Source organism: Rhizobium sp. 1399 (assembly GCF_031455475.1).
Classification (GTDB): Bacteria; Pseudomonadota; Alphaproteobacteria; order Rhizobiales; family Rhizobiaceae; genus Rhizobium.
In genome coordinates this window covers 245,729-265,536 of the sequence record NZ_JAVDSU010000009.1, presented here as the reverse complement: position 1 = coordinate 265,536, position 19,808 = coordinate 245,729, and the positions used below count along the sequence as shown (strand labels likewise).

The window sequence follows — 19,808 nt, the reverse complement described above, 5'->3', positions numbered from 1 at the left end:
ACATCGTGTCCCTAGGCGTCGCTACTTTCGGTCATTGCCAGCGACACCGAATGACTTATGTTTCGTCGCTGTATTTTCGTTCGAAAGCGGGAATGTTTCATGTGCCGCGCATTGCTCCGCCTGCCATTCGCCGCCTTCCTTTTTCTTCTCGGCTGGACGGCCGCTCATGCCGATGAAGTTCTGACTTACAAGTGGCAGGGCGTGGACCGCACGGCGATCCTGCATATTCCCAAGGGAGCGGAAGGACACCCCGCACCGCTTGTCATCGTGATGTATGGGTCAGACGACAAGGCCGCCAACTTCCAGAAAAACAGCGGATTTGATGCTGTCGCTGACAGCGAGAACTTCATCACCCTTTATCCGGAAGCGATCGACGGCGCCTGGAATATCAAAAACAGGAAGCCTGTCATCAATGGCGAGCCGGTTGATGACATCGGCTTTTTCCGCACCATGATTGACGATCTGGTGAGCCGGAAGATTGCCGACGGCACAAGGGTCTATGCCACGGGCTTCTCGTTCGGCGCGCTGATGACCTATACGCTGGCCTGCGCGCTTCCTGACAGGATATCAGCGATTGCTCCCGTCGCCAGCGCGATAAACGAAGCGCAGGTCGAAGACTGCAAGCCCGGCCACACCATGCCGGTCATGATGGTGAACGGCACTGATGATGACGTGCAGCGCTACGATGGTTATATCCGCTCCTTCGGCAGGCTGCTTTCCGTTCCGGAGACAACGGAATATTGGCGCCGGATCGACGGCTGCACCGGGGAAAATGCCACGGCGCTGCCGCATCTCGACCCGCATGACCTGACCCGCGCCAGCCTGGTTCAATGGTCCGGATGCCAGGCCGATACGGGGGTTCAGTTGTATCGTATCGAAAACGGAGGCCATTGCTGGCCCCGTCTCGCCAAGTCCGATACCAGCTCCGGTCATGATGATCCGGTAGATGGACCCCGTTTCGGCGGATGCAGCAACGATATCGAGACAGCGGTTGAGGTGTGGAACTTCTTCAGGGAGTTTCACCGTTGATGATCGAGACATTCACCACGGGTTCTCGTGCTCATCAGAACCAGCGGCACCGCGATCGCGTAGAGGGCGATCACCGAGAGCCAGATGCCGCCCGGCCAGTTCTGTCGCGTCACGAAATAGAGGGATGAAAAGCCGAGCGGCGCGATGATCGAGGCGAGGGAGACGGTGGAGGCGAGCACGCCCTGCAGCTCGCCTTGGCGATCGGGCGCGACCGTGCGGGTGGCGAGCGCCTGGAAGGCGGGATTGCCGATGCCGACGAGGGTGAAGACCGGCATGATGGCGAAGATCATCCAGCCCTGGCTGGCCAGTGCCATCACGAGGAGGGCGATCGCGGCGGCGGCGATGCCTGTCATGACCGACCAGCGCTCGCCGAGCAGGCGGGTTGCCGGCCCCGGCAGGAAGGCTTGGCAGAGTGTCTGGCAGATGCCGAAGGCGCCGAGCGACAGGCCGATCCAGAAGCTGTTCCAGCCGAAAGTATCGAAGCCCCAGAGCGCCCAGCAGGTGCCGTAGGATTCGCCGGCGGCGCTGAAGACGAAATAGACCAGCACGATGGGCAGCAGTCCTTTCATCGAGACGATCCATTTCAGCGGCCGCAGCGGGTTCAGCGTGGCGAGATCGATCTTCCGGCGAGACGGTGTGCAAGATTCAAGTGTGCGGGATTCTGGCAGGACGAAGAGGGCAAGCAGCAGATTGCAGGTGTTGAGTACGGCGGCGGCGATGAAGGGCAGGCGCAGCCAGTAATCGCCGAGCAACCCGCCAAGGACCGGGCCGATGATGAAGCCGGCGCCGAACATGGCGTTGAACAGGCCGAAGCGGCGCGCGCGCTGATCGGCAGGTGAAATATCGGTGATATAGGCCGAGGCGACCGACATATTGGCGCTGGTGAGGCCGGCGATGGCGCGGCCGATCAGCAGCAGAGTGAGGGATGGCGCAAAGGCCATGATGGCGTAATTGATCGCGGCACCGGCAAGCGAGATCAGCAGCACGGGGCGCCGGCCGATCGTGTCGCTGAGCGCGCCGAGCACGGGGGCGAAGACGAACTGCATGGCGGCATAGAGCGCCGTCATGAGGCCGACATAGAAGGCGATGTCCTGCGTCTGGGTCACGTCCTGAAGAAGGTGGGGCAGGATGGGGAAGATCAGCCCAATGCCGACGGCATCGAGGCAGATGGCGGTGAAGATGACGACGAGCGGTTTGTTCATGCCAGATTTGTTCATGGGGGAGCTCATGGAGAAATGACGAGTTTGCCGGTGACACGGCCGGCGGCGCTGACGATCTGTGCTTCGGCCGTCTTCTCCAGCGGAAAGGCTTGCTCGATGCGCAGGCGGAAAAGACCCTTGGAATAGAGCCGGGCCACATCGGCCAGCACCCGCTCCGGCTCTTTCGGCGGGCCGTGCGAGAATTTCGCGCCGTACTCCTCGGCCGAGAAATCGGCGACGGAGAGAACGTGGGCGGGATCGCCTGTGATCGCGATCAGTTCGGGGATGATACCGGAGCCGGCGACGTCGATTGCCGCGTCGATGCTATCGGGCGCAAGCTGCCGCACCCGCTCAGCGAGGCCGGGCCCGTAGGCCGTCGGGATGGCGCCGAGTTCCCTGAGGTAATCGTGTTTCTGCGGGCTGGCGGTGCCGATGACGGTGATGCCCCTGATGCGGGCAAGCTGGAGGATGGCGGAGCCGATGCCGCCTGCGGCACCGCTGACCAGCAACGTCTCTCCGGCTTTGACGCAGAGTTCGTCGAGGCTGCGCCATGCCGTCTCCGATATGGCGGGGAGGGCGCCGGCTATCTCGAAGGGCAGGTCATCCGGCTTGTGGACCCAGTGCGTGAGGACGGCATGTTCGGCCATCGTGCCGTTGCCATAACCGAAGACGGCATCGCCGACATAGGTATTGGAGACATCGGGGCCGACCTCATCGACGATGCCGGAGGCTTCGACGCCGAGGGCTGCGGGAAAGTGCACCTCCTCGAAGGCGCGATATTGCCCTTCGCGGCGTTTCCAGTCGGACGGATTGACGCCGGCGGCGCGCACCGCGATCCGCACTTCGCCGGGGCCGGGATGCGGTGCCTCGATCTCGACGATTTCGAGGACTTCAGGGCCGCCATAGCGGCTGAATTGAACAGCTTTCAAGTGTTTGTCCTTTCGGGGGCAGCGGATGCAGGGCACAGCCATGCCGTTCGCGGTCACGAGCACGGCAGCGCGCTTCCACGGGGACAGGTTTAACGGATTTATGCTGTACTTCATCCAAATATGTACTGAGTACAGTAATAGGATCTCGGACACTCGCTGTCAAGATTGATGTACTCAGTACATAAATCCTGCTATTGAGAGCGCCATGCCGAAGCCATCAGATAAAACACCCTCAGCCCCTTCAGATGTGGAAGTCTCGGATTCGGGGCCGCTGGACCGGCGATCCCGCAAGCGCCTCGCCACGCGGCGCGCCATCTCGCTTGCCGCCGACCGGCTGTTTTTCGAGCGCGGTTTCGAGAATGTGACGGTCGATGAGATCGCTGCCGCTGCCGATGTCGGGCGGATGACCGTGTTCAACCACTTCCCGCGCAAGGAGGACATGTTCTTCGACCGCGACGAGGAGGCGCGCGAGACCCTGCGCGAAGCGCTGCGGCAGCGCGACGGCAGTGTTTCACCCATCGAGACCTTGCGCCTGCTCGCGCATAAACTCGTCAGGCAGCAGACGCCTTATCTGTTATTTTCCACGGCGAGCCAGGGCTTCATCGAAACGGTGGAGAACAGCGAAACGCTGAAGGCGAGGGCGCGGGCGATCCGCGACGAGATTGCTCGGGAATTGGCGGTGGCGCTCGCCGAATCCGTCGGCCAAGACCCCGCTGATACGACCGCCAAGCTCGCGGCCGCCATGCTGTTGGCGAGTTGGAGCGTCGCTTTCATCGAGGCGCACCGGACTTTTCGGCAGGGGCGGGATACGGTGAAGGCGAAGGCTGTCTTTCTCGCGCTCGTCGATCAGGGGAGTGCAGGTGTGAAGGCGGCCATGGCGGGCACGGCTTACGCCTGATTCTGCTGGAATAAAAATGGGTGCTCCACGTCTGCGGGGGAGCGTCCTTGTCCTGTGAGCTCGGCTCAACCGACGTCGATACCAAGCGCAAGTCTGTTTTCAGGTGAAGCCGCCGCATCAAGGTCTTGACCGGTCGCGTCAGAAATTTTCGACACTACCTTGTATAAACAGATAGCTTGTTATATCTAATCTTTAGAGCAGAGGTATCCATGACCGACTCGATCCAAGTTCAATTGCGGAAAGGCGCCCTCGACCTATGCGTACTGGCCGTGCTTTCACGCGGCGAGAGCTATGGCTACGAAATCGCCAGCACACTGGTCGATGCCGTCGGCATGGGGGAAGGCACGATCTATCCGCTGATGCGCCGGATGCAGAATGACGGCCTGGTGGCCACCCGTATCGTCGAGTCGAGCAGCGGGCCGCCGCGCAAATATTACCGGCTGACGCCACTCGGCCAGACGATATTCGAAGCTCATCGCCGTGACTGGCGCTCCTTCGCTGACGCAGTCGATAAACTTCTCGAGGATTTGCCATGACGAGGGATGCCTTCTTACGCACGCTGAGACTGGGACTTGCCGGTCTGCCGCCTCAGGAGATCGAAGAGATCGTCGGCGACTACGCCGCTCATTTTGCCGAATCCAATGCCTCTGGCCGCAGCGATGAGGAGGTCGCGGCTGCGTTGGGCGATCCGGCCAGAACTGCCAGGGAATTGCGCGCCGACGCCGGACTGCGCCGTTTCGAAGCGCAGTGGAGCCTGTCGAACCTTGCGGCGGCCGCGATGGCGCTTGCCGGCCTTGCGATCGTCGACATTCTTTTCCTGCTGCCGTTGCTGATCGTAACCATTGCGGTTGCGACCGGCCTTGCAATCGGGCTGGCAGTCATCGGCGCAGTCGGTGTGAAGATCATCTTCACCACGTTGCTGTTCCAGTTCGGTGAACCAGTGACGGCAGTCGTAGCGCGCCTGTTTATCGGCGCCGGGCTTTTGAGCTGCCTGCTGGGTGGCGGTGCGTTGCTGCTGATGGGACTGGGCGCGGGCATTCGCGTGCTTGGCCACTATGCCCGGCTACACTTCCGCCTGGCTCAGGTGGATCAGGGCCGCGTTTGAACATTCATCACAATGCTTGAGGGAACTGGACAATGATCGGAAAATTGGCATTCGTCGCCACGGCGGGAACGATTGGTGCAGCCGTCTTTTTGGCGCTGGGTATCGGGCTTTCCGGCCGGGATTGGACCGATGCAAGGCAATTGTGGAATGCGACGCAGTCCACCTGCGGATCGACCGCCTCTATCAGGCAGAAGATTATTTTACCGCTTGCCGCCGGCGACGGTTTGACGATCGATTTGCCAGCTTCAGTGCGCTATCAGCCCGGAGATACTGCGGAAGCTGTCGTGAGCGGCGATCCAACGCTTCTCGACCATGTGCGGCTCGAGGGCAGCAGGCTGAGCCTGGATTGTGATCCGGGCTGGTTTGCGTCCGGACTCGATGTCAGCGTCTCGGGACCGGCGATTACCGATTGGAAATTGCTCGGCAGTGGCGACCTGACTCTATCGCAGATCAATCAACCTCAACTGCGGCTGAGCATCCGCGGAAGCGGCAGCGTTGCCGCGACTGGAGCCGCCGATACGGTCGGCGTGGATATTTCCGGTTCGGGAGCGGCGCGGCTCAAGGATCTGACCGCCAAGTCCGCACAGATCCTGATCCGCGGCAGTGGCGACGCGCAAATGACCGCAAAGGCGGATGCGGATATCTCGATATTCGGAAGTGGCAATGTCGAACTGTCCGGTAACCCAACCATTCGACGTTCGGAGATAAGAGGCAGCGGCCGCATCGTGCAAGCACCGTGACAAGCGTGGCCTGATGGTACGGCCCTCCCGCCCATCGGCCGGAATCAAAAGGGCGCTCAACCCCTGCGGGGAGCGCCCTTGTCCTGTGAACTCGAACGCGGCTCGACCAACGTCGATACCAAGCGCAAGTCCGTTTTCAGGTGAAGCCGGGATATGATACGCGGCGAGGCGGATTGCAAGGGGCGAAAGCTGGAATCTCCGATATTTCCTGCTTGCGTGTATCGCTGCAACAATCAGCTGGCGGCCGGCGAGTGCCGCGGCTCTGGCGCTGAGCGAGCGGCCGCGGAAATCGGCGGATCGTTCACACGGTGGTCGTTCAGCCGCAGCACTTGGCGGCGCTGGTCGGAGCGCAGCAGGAGGTCGATTGGCTTTGTTCGGCGAGCCACCGATCGCGCGGCTTGCAGCTCGCCGGGCGTGGTGCAAGCTCGACATGGACGGCGCCGGCGCGAAGGGTCGGCATTGCCGCGCAAAAAAGCTGCATCGGCTGCACGCCGTCGCTGACTTCGAATGTCAGCTTGGCCGAATCATCAAGCTTCACATGCTCGGTGACCTTGCGGATGATCGCATGGAATTTGCCTGATGGCATATGGGTGCGATCGTCCTCTTCGATATCCCAAAGCTGAATGAAGATCTCGCTCCAGGCTTCCGGATTGGCCCCGCAGTCCAGCGCTGAGAACTGCCCGGCCTTGACCTCGGTGACATGATAGCTGGGCTTCACCGGGCGGCCGTCATAGTAAAAAACCAGCGGTGAATCCTTGGCGCCGGAGAGGATGCTCATGAGTTCGCCGAGGGTGATATCGTCCTTCTGCATTTTGCTGTTGTCGATCGCGTTCATCTGCGTTATTCCTCGTTTCAATTATTCAAGGATTGTTGAAATATGGATCAACGTCAAGCCCTCATCGCATTCGGCGCATTGTCGCAGGAGACGCGACTGCACATCATCCGCATGCTTGTCGTCGCCGGCCCTGACGGCATGGCGGCCGGCGCGATTGCGGAAAAGCTCGAGGTGTCGCCGTCGAATGTGTCCTTCCATCTGAAGGAACTGGAACGCTCCGGCCTGATCGCGCAGCAGCGGGAATCCCGCTCGATCATCTACACGGCGAATTATGAAGCGCTCGGCGGCCTTATCCGCTTCCTGATGGAAGATTGCTGCTCAGGTCATCCGGAAATCTGCGCGCCTGCCGCTGAGGTTGCGGCCTGCTGCACCCCTAGAATGGAGGAGAAACTGCAATGACCACAGACCGCGTCTACAATGTGCTCTTTCTCTGCACGGGCAATTCGGCCCGTTCGATCCTGGCGGAATCCATCCTCAATACGGAAGGCAAAGGTCGTTTCAGGGCTTATTCGGCCGGCAGTCAGCCGAGGGGCGAGGTCAATCCGCATGCACTGAAGGAGCTTGACGCGCTAGGTTATCCCACAACCGGCTTCCGCTCGAAAAGCTGGGATGAGTTTGCTGAAGCGAATGCGCCGGAGATGGATTTCATTTTCACGGTCTGCGACAGCGCCGCCGGCGAGGCTTGCCCGGTCTGGATCGGCCATCCGATGACCGCCCATTGGGGCGTCGAAGACCCCGCCGCCGTCGAAGGCAGCGAAGTGGAAATAGGCCGCGCCTTCGCCCAGGCAGCCCGTTTCCTCAAGAACCGCATCATGTCCTTCATCAGTTTGCCGCTCGCCTCGATCGACAAGCTCGCGCTGGAATCGCATCTACGCCAGATCGGTTCGCTGGAAGGCGCCAGCATCAAACAGCCCAGGGCAAGCTGATGGGTCTCGATCTTAATCAGCAGCCCTTGGAAGGCCATGACGAAAGCCTGCGCGCCGCACTTTCCGGCGCCGGACTTCCGGTCGATGATCTCACAGATGCCGGCCGTAGCTTCTATCGGTTTTCGCGTGATGGCGAGACGATCGGCTTCGGCGGGCTGGAACTCTATGGCAAGGCGGCACTCCTGCGATCCGTCGTCGTGCTGCCGGATCGGCGGGGTTTTGGTTTCGGCCATGCAATCACGCTCGGCCTGCTCGATGAGGCTCACAGGAAAGGTGCTGATGCTGCCTATCTGCTGACGGAATCGGCCGCTCCTTTCTTTCAATCGCTCGGCTTTCGTCCGATTGCTCGCGATGAAGCGCCAGCCACCATCCTGATGACGCGCCAGTCCGCAAACCTGTGCCCGGCATCCGCCGCCCTGATGGTCCGGAGCCTGCCGGCATGAGTGCGGTATTTCCTCTGTCGCGGCGGTTGGTCGCCGAAGCGCTCGGCACCATCCTGCTCGTGGCAACCGTCGTCGGTTCCGGCATCATGGCCGATAGCCTGACGGACGATACGGCACTTGCGCTGCTCGGCAATACGCTGGCAACGGGGGCAATGCTCGTCGTGCTGATCACCATTCTCGGCCCGATCTCCGGCGCGCATTTCAACCCTGTTGTTTCGATGGTCTTCGCGCTCCGGCGTGAACTGCCAGCCTCGTCGCTTCCGGCCTATATCATCGCCCAGATCGCCGGCGGCATTGCCGGCACGATGCTTGCGCATGGCATGTTCGCACTGCCCTTGCTGCAGGCTTCGGAAACCGTACGATCAGGCGGGGCGCAATGGCTCTCCGAAGCGACGGCAACCTTCGGCCTCGTCTTCGTCATCCTCGCCGGCATCAGGTTTCGCGCCGATGCCGTGGCATGGCTGGTCGGCCTCTATATCACCGCTGCCTACTGGTTCACCGCTTCCACCAGCTTTGCCAATCCGGCAGTCGCGATTGCCCGATCGCTGACGCACACGTTTTCCGGCATCCGCCCGATCGATCTGCCGGGCTTCATCATCGCCGAAGTCCTCGGCGCATTGCTGGCGCTGATGCTCGCGGGATGGCTGCTGATGGATGCCCGCAATCCTGAAACCCTCACCAAGACGGAATCCGCCTCATGACCATTGATGTTACGATCTATCACAACCCGGAATGCGGCACCTCGCGCAACACGCTGGCGATGATCCGCAATGCGGGCATCGAACCATCAGTCATCGAATATCTGCAAAACCCGCCGTCGCGCGAACAGCTAATCAAGATGATTGCGGATGCCGGTTTGAGCGTTCGCGAAGCGATCCGCGAAAAGGGCACACCCTATGCCGAGCTCGGCCTCGACAATCCCGATCTGACGGACGAGCAACTGCTCGATGCGATGCTGAAAGACCCGATCCTGATCAATCGCCCCTTTGTCATCACGCCCCTCGGCACGCGCCTCGCGCGGCCTTCGGAAGTCGTGCTGAACATCCTGCCGGACACACATAAAGGCCCGTTCACGAAGGAAGACGGCGAGCAGGTTCTCGATGCTGATGGTAAGCGCCTTGTTTGAACGCGTGCCGGTCTCTGCCATTATCGCACTCGGCATTACCCAGATCATCGGCTACGGCACCCTCTATTACAGTTTCAGCATTCTCGCTTCCGATATGGCGGCTACGTTCGGCTGGTCGAACGAATGGATTTTCGGGGCGCTTTCGGTGGCACTTTTGACCGGCGGCCTGACGGCGCCGTGGCTCGGCGTGCTCATCGACAGGATCGGGGCAGGGCGGGTGATGACATCGGGCTCGGCCGTTGCCGCAATCGCGCTCGTTGCCTGCGCCTATGCGCCCGGCAAGGCTTCCTATGTCGCAGCCCTCATCGCCATCGAGGTTGCCGCCAATTTCGTGCAGTATGGGGCTGCCTTCGCGCTGCTCGTGCAGCTCAGGCCGCGGGTCGCCTCGCGCAGCATCACCTATCTGACGCTGATTGCCGGTTTCGCCTCGACGATCTTCTGGCCGGTTACCACGGCGCTGCATGCCGCCCTTTCATGGCAGAATGTCTATCTGGTCTTTGCCGCCCTCAACATGGCCGTCTGCGTGCCCCTTCATGCGTGGCTTTCACGGGGTGCGGCCGAGCGGCGGGCAACGGCATCAACAGCTGCGCCGCATGTGGAAGGCATTCTGCCGCCGGAGCGCCGCCGCCTTGGATTCGGCCTGATGGTCACGGGCTTTTCGCTGATGTCGCTCGTCGGTTCGGCGATGCTGGTGCATATGGTGCCGCTCTTGTCAGGACTGGGGCTTGGCGGCACCGCAGCGCTGGTGGGCACCTTGTTCGGCCCCTCGCAGGTCGGTAGCCGGCTGATCAATATGATCTTCGGCAAGGGGCTGCCTGCACTCTCGCTGGCGCTGATTTCGGCAGTGCTGATCCCCGGCGGCGTGCTGGTGCTTCTGCTGACGGCACCATCAGTGGCGGGCGCGATGCTCTTTGCCGTCATTTTCGGCATGGGCAACGGCCTGCTCAGCATCGTCACCGGCACGCTGCCGCTGCAGCTTTTCGGCAGTGATGGCTACGGCAAGCTGCAGGGCAAGATGATGGCGGCGCGGCTGATCCTTTCCGCACTCGCTCCCTTCGTCCTGGCCTTCGGCATGGCAAATATCGGCATTGCGCCATCGCTCGGCATCACTGCTGCCCTCGGAGGGCTCTCCATTATTGCCTTTCTTCTCATCGCAGCGGCGCGGTAGCGGCATCTGCCGAACACCACCTCTTTGTGATCACGGCAGTCGCAATCCTCCCATTATGCTTTGGCATGCCACTTGATGCCCTGCTATTGTCCGTCGTCAATGCGTTGATCCTGACATGTAGATCAGGGCTGAGAACGATGCTCCATCTCTTTGTTTTCACGCGATTCCGGACGCAAAACCGCTGCGCACTTTTGCTGGAACCGCTCTAGGACCATTCCATGCCCGACCGGTCTGAACTCGTTTTATCGGCAGCTCCATCTCACCTCAGATGGATCGGCTTTCTGGCGATGTGCCTCGGCATGTTCATGGCGATCCTCGACGTTCAGGTCGTCGCGACATCGCTTCCGACCATCCAGTCCGCGCTCGATATCCATCCGGATCAGATGAGCTGGGTGCAGACCGCCTATCTCATCGCCGAAGTGGTGGCGATACCGCTGACGGGGTTTCTCACCCGCCTGCTGACGATGCGCTGGCTCTTCGTGACGTCGCTGTCGCTGTTCGTGATCGCCTCGGCGGGCTGTGCCATGAGCGACAGTTTTGGCGGGCTCGTCGCCTGGCGGGTCATTCAGGGCTTTTCCGGCGGCACTCTCATCCCCTCGGTGTTTTCGGCTGTGTTCATCCTGTTTCCCGATGAGCGCCAGGCGCTTGCCACGACGATCGCCGGCGTTCTTGCGGTTCTGGCGCCGACCGTCGGGCCGATCGTCGGCGGCTGGCTGACAGAGACCTATTCGTGGCACTGGCTGTTCCTGATCAATATCATTCCCGGCATTGTGGCGGCACTCGTCGCCATGCGCTCGCTTCCGCGGGAGGGCGTCAACCTCTCCGAGCTGTGGCATCTCGATGCCCTGTCACTGCTGCTGATGGCGGGAAGCCTTGCCGCACTGGAGATCGGCCTCAAGGAGGCGCCGACGAGCGGCTGGACCTCGCTTTATGTCGCTGGCCTTATCGGCCTGTCGGCGGTCTCGGGATTCGTGTTCGCATGGCGCTCGCTGCGCCGACGCATACCCCTGGTCGAGCTCCGGAATTTCCGCGACAGGAACTTTCTGGCCGGCTCGGCAATGAGCTTCATTCTCGGCATCGGCCTCTTCGGCTCGGTCTATCTCATGCCTGTGTTTCTCGCCTTCGTGCGTGGCCACAATGCTCTCGAAATCGGCATGACGATGCTGGTGACGGGCATTGCCCAGCTCGTCACCGCGCCTATCGCGGTGGCCCTGGAAAAGCGGATGGATGCCCGGTTGCTGTCTGCGGCGGGATTTACGCTCTTTGCCATCGGTATCGGCATGAGCGCCTTTCAGGACCCGCAGACCGATTATGACGCGATGTTCTGGCCGCAGATCATCCGCGGCATCGCCATCATGTTCTGCCTGCTGCCGCCGACCCGACTGGCGCTCGGCACCCTGCCGCCGGAGCGCATTCCCGATGCCAGCGGCTTGTTCAACCTGATGCGCAATCTCGGCGGCGCGATCGGCATCGCGCTGATCGACACGATCGTCTATACGCGCTCGGGACCGCTCGGCGACGGCCTCTGGGAGCGGCTGAAGGCGGGGGATGTGAATGCAGCAGCATTCGTGGGTGCGCCGCTGCAGGCGATTGCCGGGCATAAGGGAGAGTTCGATGCGGATACGACATCCATGCTCGATCCGCTGGTGCAGACAGCGGCGAGTGTTCAGGCGATTAACGAAGCTTGGATGGTGGTTGCAGTGCTGACGGCTTGCGCGCTGCTGTGGGTGCCTTTTGCGAAGAAAGTGGCTGCGACGGCGGGGTGAAAGGTTGAAAAACCGCAGGCCGCATCACGGCAAATCAGCGCTCGTAATTTTATCGAGATTGGCGATCAGTCGCGTCAGCAAGGCGACGAGTTGTTCCGTTTCCGCGTGTGAGAAGCCATTGAGCGCCTCACGATTCCCCTGAAACAAGGTCTCGATTGCCTCGGGCATGCGTTCCTGTGCGGCCTCCGTCAACATGATGCGGCTGCTTCGGCCGTCCGCCGGGTCCGGTGTGCGCTCGATCAAGCCATCCCGCTCCATGCGGGCGAGCATTTGCGCCATTGGCGGCTGTTCCACCTTGGCGAAGCGGGCGAGGTCGCGCTGCGTGCTTGCCTTGCCGTTTTTCAGCGCCACCAGAACCGGCAATTGCCCGACGCCGAAGCCGAGCGGTTTGAGACGTGACTCGCTGAGGCGGGCGAAGCCGCGCGCCGCGAGGCTGATCAGATGCCCCGGTGTGGAAAGCACGTCTTCACTCATTCCATTTGCTCCTTGCCTGCCGTTGACCATAAACTATATATGTACATATGTATCTTTGTATGAGGTGTTGGTCAATGTCGGCCCGACCCCCGCTAAGAGATAGAGAGGAAACAGCATGTCGGAAAAACAGACGCAGCTGATCAAACACATCTATGAGCGCTTCAATGCGCGGGATATCGACGGAGTGCTTGCGGTGTTGGCACATGATGTCGCCTGGGCGAACGGCATGGAGGGCGGCCATGTTCATGGGCGCGAGGCCGTTCGGGATTACTGGACACGCCAATGGGCGATCGTCAGTCCGCATGTCGAGCCGGTCGCGTTTCTGCAGGCGGAAGATGGTGCCATAGAAGTCGAGGTAATCCAGAGGGTATTCGATCTCGATGGCCGACCGCTGGACGGGCAAGATCATGGCCTGAAGGACAAGACCGTGACGCATATCTTCCGCATGGAGGGCGACAGGATTATCCGCTTCGACATCGGCGAGGCGGATTAAGCTGGGAAGGGCGGTCATCTCGCGTCGGCTTACGCCACGTCTGCCGCCTCATGACCACTTCCGACTCACGCCGGTCGCCGCGCTATGATCGTCCTCCCGTGCGGGCATCCCATCCGAGCATCGAGACCTCGGCCACGGATTCCAGTTCGCTACGGCTTGCTCCATCGCGGGCGAGGATCGACATGCCGTTCTGGACGGTCTGCACGAAACGGGCGAGGCCGTGAATGTCGGTCGAGGCTGGAATTTCGCCTGCCGATACTGCCTGGGCCAGGCGCAGTTTCAAAAGGTCGAGCGTGACGGCGCGGGCGGTTCGCACCAGTTCACCGAGTTCTGCATGGCCCTCGCTGCCGACCGAGGAGAGGGCCACCATGCAGCCGAGGGGAATATCAACGACGGAGCCGGTCAGGACCGCCGCCGAGTCCATGAGAAGCGCCTTGATGGCTTCGCGCGCCGTGCGGGCGGCGCGAAAGCCTGCCCAGACAAGCGCCTCGTTGGTCTCGTGGTAGTAGTTCAATGCCTCGGCATAAAGCGCCTCCTTCGAGCCGAAGGCCGCGTAGAGGCTTGGCGATCCGATGCCCATCGCCTCGGTAAGGTCGCTGATCGACGTCGCCTCGAAACCCTTTTCCCAGAACAGGCGGGTCGCCTTGGCGAGCGCAGCTTCCCGATCGAAGGCGCGCGGTCGCCCGCGGGTGCGGGTGGCTGTCGTCTCGTTAGCTGTCATATCCTGGGGTTGCGGCGTCTGGTCGGATTTCTGCATCGGTCACTATATAAACCCGCCGGCTCGCCTCGACAATGGCTCCATATATTTTGTGTCGATCGGTACAATATTCTTGACGGGCACGTTCGGCGTCCCTAGCTAATTCTGTGTCGATCAATACAGAAAGGGACGATTGATGACTGAACTCGCTGGAAAACGTGCTCTCGTGACGGGCGCATCGCGTGGGATCGGCGCTGCTATTGCGGTGGCGCTAGCCGAAAAGGGCGCCGATGTCGCCATCACCTATGAGCGCTCGGCCGATCGCGCCGCCGAGGTCGTTCGCGCTATCGAAGGCAAGGGCAGGCGGGGATTTGCAATCCAGGCCGACAGTGCCGATCCGGCGGCCGTGAAGCGCTCGGTGGAAGAGGCGGCTCGCGCGCTTGGTGGTCTCGACATTCTCGTCAACAATGCCGCCATCGCGCTTTACGATACGATCGCAGGCTTCAGCGTCGCGCAGATCGATGCGCTGCTTGACGTCAACGTGCGCTCGCCGGTGCTCGCCGCGCAGGCCGCCATTCCCCATCTGCAAGCGGGAGGCCGCGTCATCAATATCGGCTCGGCCGGCGCCGAACGCATCGTTGGCGACACCGGCACGGTGTATTTCATGACGAAATCCGCGCTGCAGTCCTTCACGCGCGGCCTTGCCCGCGAACTCGGGCCTCGGGATGTTACCGTCAACCTGATCCAGCCGGGATCAACCAATACGGAGATGAACCCGGCAGACGGGGAATTTGCTGACTTCCAGCGCGCCCTGATACCGCTCGGTCGCTATGGCGAGCCGCAGGATGTGGCGGCTGCCGTCGCCTTCCTCGCAAGCCCGGCTGCAAGGAACATCACAGGCGCCATCCTCAATGTGGATGGCGGCTTGAACACCTGAGGGCGCTGACAGTGGCAGGAAGAGGCTGGCCGATGCCGGCCTTTTCCGGATCCTTCAAAGGCGCTGGCAGAGGAGATGCATGCCATAGTTCGCCGCTCGCCTTATCGGCAATGGTCGCCCGCCGATCGGCGCAAGCTGATCCGGTAGTCGGCAGTCAGTCGAGGTGATCCAGAAGGTATTCGATCTGAATGGCCGGCCGCTGGAGGGGCAAAGTCATGGCCTGAAGGACAAGACTGTGACGCACATCTTCCGTATGGAGGGCGACAGGATCGTTCGCTTTGATATCGGGGATGCAAGCTAGGTCGTGAATGGTGGCAGCCGCGTCAAGTTGCGGGTCTGCTGGTTCCCTGAGAAACAATATAGCGCGCTGGCCTACCGGCTGAAGACGACGACACGCTACGACCTTCACCTGCTGAAGGGCGGGCCGATCTCGGAGGTGCGCTGGTTCATCGACGGCCAATTGCTCAAGGACGGCGACGGCAGCGTCACTGTCATGTTCGAGCCGGTGGATGCCTATGTCGGCCCGCCGCAGGACCAGCTTTCGAGCTTCTATACCGGCGGCAATGGAACGCTGAAGTACCGTACTGCCGGCTCTGTCCTGGAGGTGTGGAACGAGGACGGCAACGGGGTTTACTTCGGCAAGGTGCGCGCCGTCTTCGCCTTCGTGGGCGATCCCCCGCCTTTCCGCCAGGACTTTCTCGATCGGGTGACCGCGCAAGCGAGCGTGACGAATGCGGCCGGCGTGGAAATCACCGTGCGCCCAAAACTGCAGCGATAGGCCGCCAAACCCAGGAGGGGAGGCAGCACGAGTAGTTGCTCTCGTTTGCATAAGACTTTTGCCGCAGGAGCCGCTTCGGCCTCAGGCGACGGACCATCCACCGTCCACCAGCAGGTTCGCGCCAGTGATCAGGCTCGCAGCCGGTGATGCAAGGAAGACTACGGCACCCACCACATCATCGGTTTCACCGATCCGACCGAGTGGAATGTGACCGAGCGTCGCTTTGCGATTGTCGGTATCGGATAGAAAAGGTGCTGTACCGTCGGTGTGAATGAACGTCGGCGATACGGTATTTACTGTGACATCGTAGCGTGCCCATTCGGCTGCAAGGCAGCGCGTGAGGTGATTGATTGCCGCCTTGCTCATGCAATAGATTGCCTCGCCACGCAGCGCCACGGTACCGGCCTGTGAGCTGATGTTGATGATCCGGCCCCCATTGCGCTCGATCATGTGACGGCCAACTGCCTGCGTCATCAGAAAGGTGCCCTTGATGTTGACATCGAGTATCTCGTCAAGGTCCTTCTCCTCCACGAGTTCCGCGAGATTGCCCGGAGCCACGCCGACGTTGTTGACGAGAACGTCGATCCGACCGAACGTAGCAAGCGCCGCGTCGACGGCTTGTGCGATATGGGCCTTATTGGGAATGTCCAGTTCGACAGGGAGAACTTTTCGTCCCGCGCCCTCGATTTCGGCAACCAGGTCCGCCGAGGCTGCGACATCACGGACACCCAAAACAATATCGGAGCCTGCTGCGGCACAGGCAAGTGCGCAAGCCCGACCGATGCCACGGCTCGCTCCCGTCACCAAAGTCACCTTGCCCGCAAGGCTGAAGTCCGGCGCGTTCTTCTGCATCATGATGCCTCCCTCGATGAAGCTCATTTATGCCAGCGTCGGCGTGTGGATGCCAGATGTTCTGCGCATACTGAGGAGCTTCCCCAGCGTCTCGGGCAGCCCTTTGCAACACTGTCGCGCGGCAAGACTGTCCGCAGGCGCGAGTGCCTAGAGTGTTTCCGTTTTTCTTCGAATCACGGAAACACTCTATCTCTTTGTTTTCACGCAATTCCGGACGCAAAACCGCTACGCACTTTTGCTGGAATTGCTCTAGATTCCGGCGTACCACTCGTAGCCCCGGTCTTCCCAGAAGCCGCCCTTGCCGCCCCACAGGCCGGCGAAGCTGTCCTTCATCTCGATTCGCATCAGGTATTTGGCATGCTTGTAGCCAAGCTGGCGCTCGATGCGCAGGCGAAGCGGGGCGCCGTGGGCGACCTCCAGATCCTTGCCGTTCATCTGGTAGGCGAGGATTGTCTGCGGGTGGAAGGCGTCGATGAGATCTATGCTCTCGTAGTAGGTTCCGCTGCCGTCCAGCGTCTGTTCGAGCTGATCTGCGCAGTAGAAGACGGCATAGCGGGCCTCAGGCTTCAGCCCCACGCTCTGCAGGAGCGGTCCAAGGGGCGCGCCCGTCCACTTGCCGATCGCGCTCCAGCCCTCGACGCAGTCGTGACGGGTGATCTGGGTGCGCGAGGGCAGCTTCTTCAGATCTGCGAGCGAAAGCTCGACGGGACGCTCTACCAGCCCGTCAATCTTCAGCCGCCAGTCGGCAAAGCCGGTTTCCATCATCTGCGCATAGGCTTCGCTGTCTGGCTGGCTCGTGCCGTTCGGCCGGAATGTCGGCGAGATATCGGCTTCGGAATATTCGCGCGCCAGCTTGTCCTTGGGAACGAGGAGCCGCTGGCTTTTCATCGTCAGCGCCTCGGCCATTTCGAGAACGGACTGGACATTGGCGTTCTGGACGACATCGTCGCAGCCGGTCAGGCCGAATGCACCGAGGCCGGCAGCCGATCCGATCAACAGGCGGCGGCGTGTGATGGAGAAGGTCATCGATCGTCCCTTTCGGTTTCGATCACGTAACGGCCCGTTATCATCGAGCGCATGTTGTTCCAGAGGCCGGACAGGATCACCATGGCGACATGCACGAAAACGAAGAGGACGATCGACCAGGCGCAGATGAAGTGGATCGACCGGGCCGATTGCCTGCCGCCGAAGAAGTCGAGCAGGAAGGGATAGCCGGCATCCATGCCGGGTGACATGGTCAACCCCGTTGCAAACATCAGCGGCAGCAGGATGAAGATGACGACCAGGTAGGCGAGCTTCTGCAGCACATTGTAATGCTTTGCCTTTTCACCTCTGGGGAAGCGCAGGCGCGCGTGGTCGGCGATCTCCTGCCCCAGATGGTGCGGCGAGATCTCTTCGCCGCTCGGCGCCAGATCGCGGCGGAAATGGCCTGACAGAAAGCCGATGAGCGCATAGATCGATCCGTTGATGACGAAGAGCCAGGCAAAGAACAGATGCCAGCGGCGGCCGGTTGCGAGATCCTGATAGCTCGGAATGGTGATCCAGGAAGGGAAGCCACGCTCGGTCGCGTCATCGCCCGTTCCCGAAACGCCGAGAATGCCTGTTGTCGTGATCTGCAGATTGCCGATGCGAAGCACGCCGCGCGTGCCGCCATCCTCATCGACGGCACTTATCGACAGCCAGGACGGATCTGCATCCGCACCGTACTGGCCCCAGTAAAGCGCCGGGTGGGCATTGAAAATCTGCAGCCCGCTCATCAAAAGAAGGCTGAGACAGAGAACGTTGATCCAGTGTGTCACGCGGGTCGCCAGCGAGTGCCGGCGGATGACTGTGGTCATCGGGCCTGTTGGAGTGGCCTGGCTGTGATCGTCGAGTGTTGCCATGATCGTTTTCGATGTCCGGTACCGTCACGCCCCTACAGCATGTACGTAGGCGAAGCGGGATTTGTTACAGGCGTCCCGAAGTTTTTTCTTTGCAGCCGGGAACCTGCCGGCGGGAAAGGCTGGCGGCGCGGCTTTCCGGACATCCGGCCGACGCCGTCACAAGTGCGTGAAGCTGTAACGAATGGCGTTCCACCTGCGAAGAAGAACGAGATGCAGATCATCAGGGAGCACCGCCATGAAACATTCAGTTGCGTTCAATCTTGCGATCATCGCAGCAGTCTTTGCTCTTGGTTCCACCGTTCAGGCCTCCGCTGGGCAGTCGCCTGCAGTCGTCGAACTGTTCACCAGCCAGGGCTGCTCCTCATGCCCTCCGGCCAATGCCAATCTCGTCAAGCTCAGCAACGATCCGAACGTGCTCGCCTTGAGCTTCTCGGTGACCTATTGGGACTATCTTGGATGGAAGGACATTTTCGGGAAGAAGGAATTCACCGACCGGCAGGTAACCTATGAGCCCGCACTCGGCCAATCCGGCCCTTTCACGCCGCAGATGGTGGTCAACGGCCACCAGTCGACCGTCGGCTATGATCTGAACGAGATCTGGCGCGTGATCGCGTCCGAGCCCGCGCCGTCCGGCCCCGGGATCGCGCTAGCCCGGAACGTGGCTGTCATCGACGCTGCGAAGGGCCGGACCGCCGCTGCCGACGTGTGGCTCGTCCGCTATGCTCCGGGCACCGTGCAGGTTCCGGTCGCCAGAGGCGAGAATGCCGGCGAGACATTGCCGCACGCCCATGTCGTGCACGAGTTGACGCGTCTCGGCACCTGGGACGGCAAAATGTTGAAGCTGCCGATCCCGGCCGCAGCTGGCGACCTGAAGAGCGCCATCATCGTCCAGGAGCCGAAAGGCGGCAGGATTCTCGCCGCAACGACCGACTGAAAACCGGCTCACTGCCTGATCCTCCCGCGGTCGACGGTAGTCGATCCGCCCGCGGTCGATTTTCAATCGATCCGCTCGAGATCCCGTGCGAAGCGCTGCCAGTTGCCGACATATTTCTTCGCGGATTGGGTGATCTTGGCGACCGCCTCATCGTCCAGCGTGCGGATCGCCTTGGCGGGCGAGCCGACGATCAGCGAATTGTCGGGGAATTCCTTGCCTTCGGTGATGAGCGCATTGGCGCCGACGAGACAGTTGTTGCCGATCCTGGCGCCGTTCAGGATCGTGGCGCCCATGCCGACAAGGGAGTTGTTGCCGATCGTGCAGCCGTGGATGATGGCGTGGTGGCCGATGGTGCAGTGATCGCCAATCGTGGTCGGGAAGCCGGGGTCTGTGTGGACCATGACGCCTTCCTGCAGGTTGGTGCCTTTGCCGATCACGATGGGTTCGTTGTCGCCGCGCAGCACCGCGCCGAACCAGATGCCGACCTCTTCGGCGAGTTCCACATGGCCGATCACATGCGCGTCGGGGGCGATCCAGAAGGTGCCGTGGGGCGGCAGTTTCGGTTTCAGGCCTCCAAGCGCATAGATCGCCATTTC

The 19,808-nt window shown here is 61.4% G+C and carries 25 protein-coding genes and 1 pseudogene; 17 read left to right on the top strand and 9 right to left on the bottom strand.

Annotation, left to right across the window (positions count from 1 at the left end):
- The first annotated feature begins 99 nt into the window (after nt 1-99).
- Nucleotides 100-1,029 (top strand): PHB depolymerase family esterase, encoded by a 930-nt coding sequence (locus J2X71_RS26235; RefSeq protein ID WP_310386668.1) that lies wholly within the window; start codon nt 100-102, stop codon nt 1,027-1,029.
- On the opposite strand, the gene J2X71_RS26230 is transcribed toward J2X71_RS26235, so the two are convergent.
- A complete protein-coding gene (locus J2X71_RS26230; RefSeq protein WP_310386706.1) occupies nt 1,020-2,231 on the bottom strand; it encodes a TCR/Tet family MFS transporter in 1,212 nt (403 codons plus the stop codon). The genes J2X71_RS26235 and J2X71_RS26230 overlap by 10 nt on opposite strands.
- Nucleotides 2,232-2,254: 23 nt before the next feature.
- Nucleotides 2,255-3,157 (bottom strand): NADP-dependent oxidoreductase, encoded by a 903-nt coding sequence (locus J2X71_RS26225; RefSeq protein WP_310386666.1) that lies wholly within the window; start codon nt 3,155-3,157, stop codon nt 2,255-2,257.
- 205 nt (nt 3,158-3,362) lie between these two features.
- On the opposite strand from J2X71_RS26225, the gene J2X71_RS26220 reads away from it, so the two are divergent.
- From J2X71_RS26220 to J2X71_RS26205, 4 genes are all read left to right on the top strand, one after another.
- Nucleotides 3,363-4,055: a TetR/AcrR family transcriptional regulator gene (locus tag J2X71_RS26220; RefSeq protein ID WP_310386665.1), complete on the top strand. Its 693-nt coding sequence runs from the start codon at nt 3,363-3,365 to the stop codon at nt 4,053-4,055.
- 209 nt (nt 4,056-4,264) lie between these two features.
- Nucleotides 4,265-4,591, top strand: a complete 327-nt coding sequence (locus J2X71_RS26215; RefSeq protein WP_113323948.1) for a PadR family transcriptional regulator — start codon at nt 4,265-4,267, stop codon at nt 4,589-4,591.
- The gene (locus tag J2X71_RS26210) at nt 4,588-5,160 is read left to right on the top strand and encodes a DUF1700 domain-containing protein (protein WP_113323947.1); all 573 of its coding nucleotides are present in this window, start codon (nt 4,588-4,590) and stop codon (nt 5,158-5,160) included. The genes J2X71_RS26215 and J2X71_RS26210 overlap by 4 nt, the downstream gene beginning before the upstream one ends.
- Before the next feature lie 32 nt (nt 5,161-5,192).
- On the top strand, nt 5,193-5,900 hold the full coding sequence (locus tag J2X71_RS26205) for a GIN domain-containing protein (protein ID WP_310386662.1): 708 nt from the start codon (nt 5,193-5,195) through the stop codon (nt 5,898-5,900).
- A gap of 316 nt (nt 5,901-6,216) precedes the next feature.
- Here J2X71_RS26205 and J2X71_RS26200 read toward each other — a convergent pair whose 3' ends face one another.
- Nucleotides 6,217-6,735, bottom strand: a complete 519-nt coding sequence (locus J2X71_RS26200; RefSeq protein WP_310386660.1) for a DUF6428 family protein — start codon at nt 6,733-6,735, stop codon at nt 6,217-6,219.
- Nucleotides 6,736-6,777: 42 nt separating this feature from the next.
- Here J2X71_RS26200 and J2X71_RS26195 point away from each other — a divergent pair, with 42 nt between their 5' ends.
- The 7 genes from J2X71_RS26195 to J2X71_RS26165 all read left to right on the top strand — a co-directional run bounded on the left by J2X71_RS26195 (nt 6,778) and on the right by J2X71_RS26165 (nt 12,164).
- Complete coding sequence (locus J2X71_RS26195; RefSeq protein WP_310386658.1) at nt 6,778-7,134, top strand: metalloregulator ArsR/SmtB family transcription factor; 357 nt, start codon at nt 6,778-6,780, stop codon at nt 7,132-7,134.
- Nucleotides 7,131-7,661 (top strand): arsenate reductase ArsC, encoded by a 531-nt coding sequence (locus J2X71_RS26190; protein WP_310386656.1) that lies wholly within the window; start codon nt 7,131-7,133, stop codon nt 7,659-7,661. Before J2X71_RS26195 ends, J2X71_RS26190 begins: the two co-directional genes overlap by 4 nt.
- Nucleotides 7,661-8,104 (top strand): arsenic resistance N-acetyltransferase ArsN2, encoded by a 444-nt coding sequence (gene arsN2 / locus J2X71_RS26185; protein ID WP_310386654.1) that lies wholly within the window; start codon nt 7,661-7,663, stop codon nt 8,102-8,104. Before J2X71_RS26190 ends, arsN2 begins: the two co-directional genes overlap by 1 nt.
- Nucleotides 8,101-8,805, top strand: a complete 705-nt coding sequence (locus tag J2X71_RS26180; protein WP_310386652.1) for an MIP/aquaporin family protein — start codon at nt 8,101-8,103, stop codon at nt 8,803-8,805. Before arsN2 ends, J2X71_RS26180 begins: the two co-directional genes overlap by 4 nt.
- Nucleotides 8,802-9,230 carry an arsenate reductase (glutaredoxin) gene (gene arsC, locus J2X71_RS26175; protein WP_310386650.1) on the top strand — a complete coding sequence of 143 codons (429 nt, stop codon included), beginning with the start codon at nt 8,802-8,804 and terminating at the stop codon, nt 9,228-9,230. Before J2X71_RS26180 ends, arsC begins: the two co-directional genes overlap by 4 nt.
- A complete protein-coding gene (gene arsK, locus J2X71_RS26170) occupies nt 9,205-10,398 on the top strand; it encodes an arsenite efflux MFS transporter ArsK (RefSeq protein WP_310386649.1) in 1,194 nt (397 codons plus the stop codon). Before arsC ends, arsK begins: the two co-directional genes overlap by 26 nt.
- A gap of 218 nt (nt 10,399-10,616) precedes the next feature.
- The gene (locus tag J2X71_RS26165; RefSeq protein ID WP_310386647.1) at nt 10,617-12,164 is read left to right on the top strand and encodes a DHA2 family efflux MFS transporter permease subunit; all 1,548 of its coding nucleotides are present in this window, start codon (nt 10,617-10,619) and stop codon (nt 12,162-12,164) included.
- Nucleotides 12,165-12,188: 24 nt separating this feature from the next.
- Here J2X71_RS26165 and J2X71_RS26160 read toward each other — a convergent pair whose 3' ends face one another.
- Nucleotides 12,189-12,638 (bottom strand): MarR family winged helix-turn-helix transcriptional regulator, encoded by a 450-nt coding sequence (locus J2X71_RS26160; protein ID WP_310386645.1) that lies wholly within the window; start codon nt 12,636-12,638, stop codon nt 12,189-12,191.
- 115 nt (nt 12,639-12,753) lie between these two features.
- Here J2X71_RS26160 and J2X71_RS26155 point away from each other — a divergent pair, with 115 nt between their 5' ends.
- Complete coding sequence (locus J2X71_RS26155; protein WP_310386643.1) at nt 12,754-13,131, top strand: nuclear transport factor 2 family protein; 378 nt, start codon at nt 12,754-12,756, stop codon at nt 13,129-13,131.
- 82 nt (nt 13,132-13,213) lie between these two features.
- On the opposite strand, the gene J2X71_RS26150 is transcribed toward J2X71_RS26155, so the two are convergent.
- Nucleotides 13,214-13,888 (bottom strand): TetR/AcrR family transcriptional regulator, encoded by a 675-nt coding sequence (locus tag J2X71_RS26150; protein ID WP_405049756.1) that lies wholly within the window; start codon nt 13,886-13,888, stop codon nt 13,214-13,216.
- A 136-nt stretch (nt 13,889-14,024) separates the two neighbouring features.
- On the opposite strand from J2X71_RS26150, the gene J2X71_RS26145 reads away from it, so the two are divergent.
- From J2X71_RS26145 to J2X71_RS26135, 3 genes and pseudogenes are all read left to right on the top strand, one after another.
- The gene (locus J2X71_RS26145; RefSeq protein ID WP_310386640.1) at nt 14,025-14,765 is read left to right on the top strand and encodes an SDR family oxidoreductase; all 741 of its coding nucleotides are present in this window, start codon (nt 14,025-14,027) and stop codon (nt 14,763-14,765) included.
- A 154-nt stretch (nt 14,766-14,919) separates the two neighbouring features.
- Nucleotides 14,920-15,066: pseudogene (locus tag J2X71_RS26140) on the top strand (ketosteroid isomerase); the annotation flags it as partial.
- Between the two features lie 3 nt (nt 15,067-15,069).
- A complete protein-coding gene (locus J2X71_RS26135; protein ID WP_310386638.1) occupies nt 15,070-15,543 on the top strand; it encodes a hypothetical protein in 474 nt (157 codons plus the stop codon).
- 81 nt (nt 15,544-15,624) lie between these two features.
- Here the strand turns inward: J2X71_RS26135 and J2X71_RS26130 are convergent, their stop codons facing one another.
- From J2X71_RS26130 to J2X71_RS26120, 3 genes are all read right to left on the bottom strand, one after another.
- Nucleotides 15,625-16,395: a glucose 1-dehydrogenase gene (locus J2X71_RS26130; RefSeq protein WP_310386704.1), complete on the bottom strand. Its 771-nt coding sequence runs from the start codon at nt 16,393-16,395 to the stop codon at nt 15,625-15,627.
- Between the two features lie 249 nt (nt 16,396-16,644).
- Nucleotides 16,645-17,421, bottom strand: a complete 777-nt coding sequence (locus J2X71_RS26125; protein ID WP_310386636.1) for a molybdopterin-binding protein — start codon at nt 17,419-17,421, stop codon at nt 16,645-16,647.
- The gene (locus J2X71_RS26120; RefSeq protein WP_310386633.1) at nt 17,418-18,278 is read right to left on the bottom strand and encodes a cytochrome b/b6 domain-containing protein; all 861 of its coding nucleotides are present in this window, start codon (nt 18,276-18,278) and stop codon (nt 17,418-17,420) included. Before J2X71_RS26120 ends, J2X71_RS26125 begins: the two co-directional genes overlap by 4 nt.
- Before the next feature lie 235 nt (nt 18,279-18,513).
- Between J2X71_RS26120 and J2X71_RS26115 the strand changes: the two genes are divergently transcribed.
- A complete protein-coding gene (locus tag J2X71_RS26115; protein ID WP_310386632.1) occupies nt 18,514-19,212 on the top strand; it encodes a DUF1223 domain-containing protein in 699 nt (232 codons plus the stop codon).
- Nucleotides 19,213-19,274: 62 nt separating this feature from the next.
- Here the strand turns inward: J2X71_RS26115 and J2X71_RS26110 are convergent, their stop codons facing one another.
- Complete coding sequence (locus J2X71_RS26110; protein ID WP_310386630.1) at nt 19,275-19,805, bottom strand: gamma carbonic anhydrase family protein; 531 nt, start codon at nt 19,803-19,805, stop codon at nt 19,275-19,277.
- Between the last annotated feature and the right edge of the window lie 3 nt (nt 19,806-19,808).

Bases quoted from the DNA above. Each gene is read 5' to 3' on its own strand.
- J2X71_RS26235 (WP_310386668.1), top strand. From the start codon at position 100: ATGTGCCGCGCATTGCTCCGCCTGCCATTCGCCGCCTTCCTTTTTCTT.
- J2X71_RS26230 (WP_310386706.1), bottom strand. From the start codon at position 2,231: ATGAACAAACCGCTCGTCGTCATCTTCACCGCCATCTGCCTCGATGCC.
- J2X71_RS26220 (WP_310386665.1), top strand. From the start codon at position 3,363: ATGCCGAAGCCATCAGATAAAACACCCTCAGCCCCTTCAGATGTGGAA.
- J2X71_RS26215 (WP_113323948.1), top strand. From the start codon at position 4,265: ATGACCGACTCGATCCAAGTTCAATTGCGGAAAGGCGCCCTCGACCTA.
- J2X71_RS26210 (WP_113323947.1), top strand. From the start codon at position 4,588: ATGACGAGGGATGCCTTCTTACGCACGCTGAGACTGGGACTTGCCGGT.
- J2X71_RS26205 (WP_310386662.1), top strand. From the start codon at position 5,193: ATGATCGGAAAATTGGCATTCGTCGCCACGGCGGGAACGATTGGTGCA.
- J2X71_RS26200 (WP_310386660.1), bottom strand. From the start codon at position 6,735: ATGAACGCGATCGACAACAGCAAAATGCAGAAGGACGATATCACCCTC.
- J2X71_RS26195 (WP_310386658.1), top strand. From the start codon at position 6,778: ATGGATCAACGTCAAGCCCTCATCGCATTCGGCGCATTGTCGCAGGAG.
- J2X71_RS26190 (WP_310386656.1), top strand. From the start codon at position 7,131: ATGACCACAGACCGCGTCTACAATGTGCTCTTTCTCTGCACGGGCAAT.
- arsN2 (WP_310386654.1), top strand. From the start codon at position 7,661: ATGGGTCTCGATCTTAATCAGCAGCCCTTGGAAGGCCATGACGAAAGC.
- J2X71_RS26180 (WP_310386652.1), top strand. From the start codon at position 8,101: ATGAGTGCGGTATTTCCTCTGTCGCGGCGGTTGGTCGCCGAAGCGCTC.
- arsC (WP_310386650.1), top strand. From the start codon at position 8,802: ATGACCATTGATGTTACGATCTATCACAACCCGGAATGCGGCACCTCG.
- arsK (WP_310386649.1), top strand. From the start codon at position 9,205: ATGCTGATGGTAAGCGCCTTGTTTGAACGCGTGCCGGTCTCTGCCATT.
- J2X71_RS26165 (WP_310386647.1), top strand. From the start codon at position 10,617: ATGCCCGACCGGTCTGAACTCGTTTTATCGGCAGCTCCATCTCACCTC.
- J2X71_RS26160 (WP_310386645.1), bottom strand. From the start codon at position 12,638: ATGAGTGAAGACGTGCTTTCCACACCGGGGCATCTGATCAGCCTCGCG.
- J2X71_RS26155 (WP_310386643.1), top strand. From the start codon at position 12,754: ATGTCGGAAAAACAGACGCAGCTGATCAAACACATCTATGAGCGCTTC.
- J2X71_RS26150 (WP_405049756.1), bottom strand. From the start codon at position 13,888: ATGCAGAAATCCGACCAGACGCCGCAACCCCAGGATATGACAGCTAAC.
- J2X71_RS26145 (WP_310386640.1), top strand. From the start codon at position 14,025: ATGACTGAACTCGCTGGAAAACGTGCTCTCGTGACGGGCGCATCGCGT.
- J2X71_RS26130 (WP_310386704.1), bottom strand. From the start codon at position 16,395: ATGCAGAAGAACGCGCCGGACTTCAGCCTTGCGGGCAAGGTGACTTTG.
- J2X71_RS26125 (WP_310386636.1), bottom strand. From the start codon at position 17,421: ATGACCTTCTCCATCACACGCCGCCGCCTGTTGATCGGATCGGCTGCC.
- J2X71_RS26120 (WP_310386633.1), bottom strand. From the start codon at position 18,278: ATGGCAACACTCGACGATCACAGCCAGGCCACTCCAACAGGCCCGATG.
- J2X71_RS26115 (WP_310386632.1), top strand. From the start codon at position 18,514: ATGAAACATTCAGTTGCGTTCAATCTTGCGATCATCGCAGCAGTCTTT.
- J2X71_RS26110 (WP_310386630.1), bottom strand. From the start codon at position 19,805: ATGGCGATCTATGCGCTTGGAGGCCTGAAACCGAAACTGCCGCCCCAC.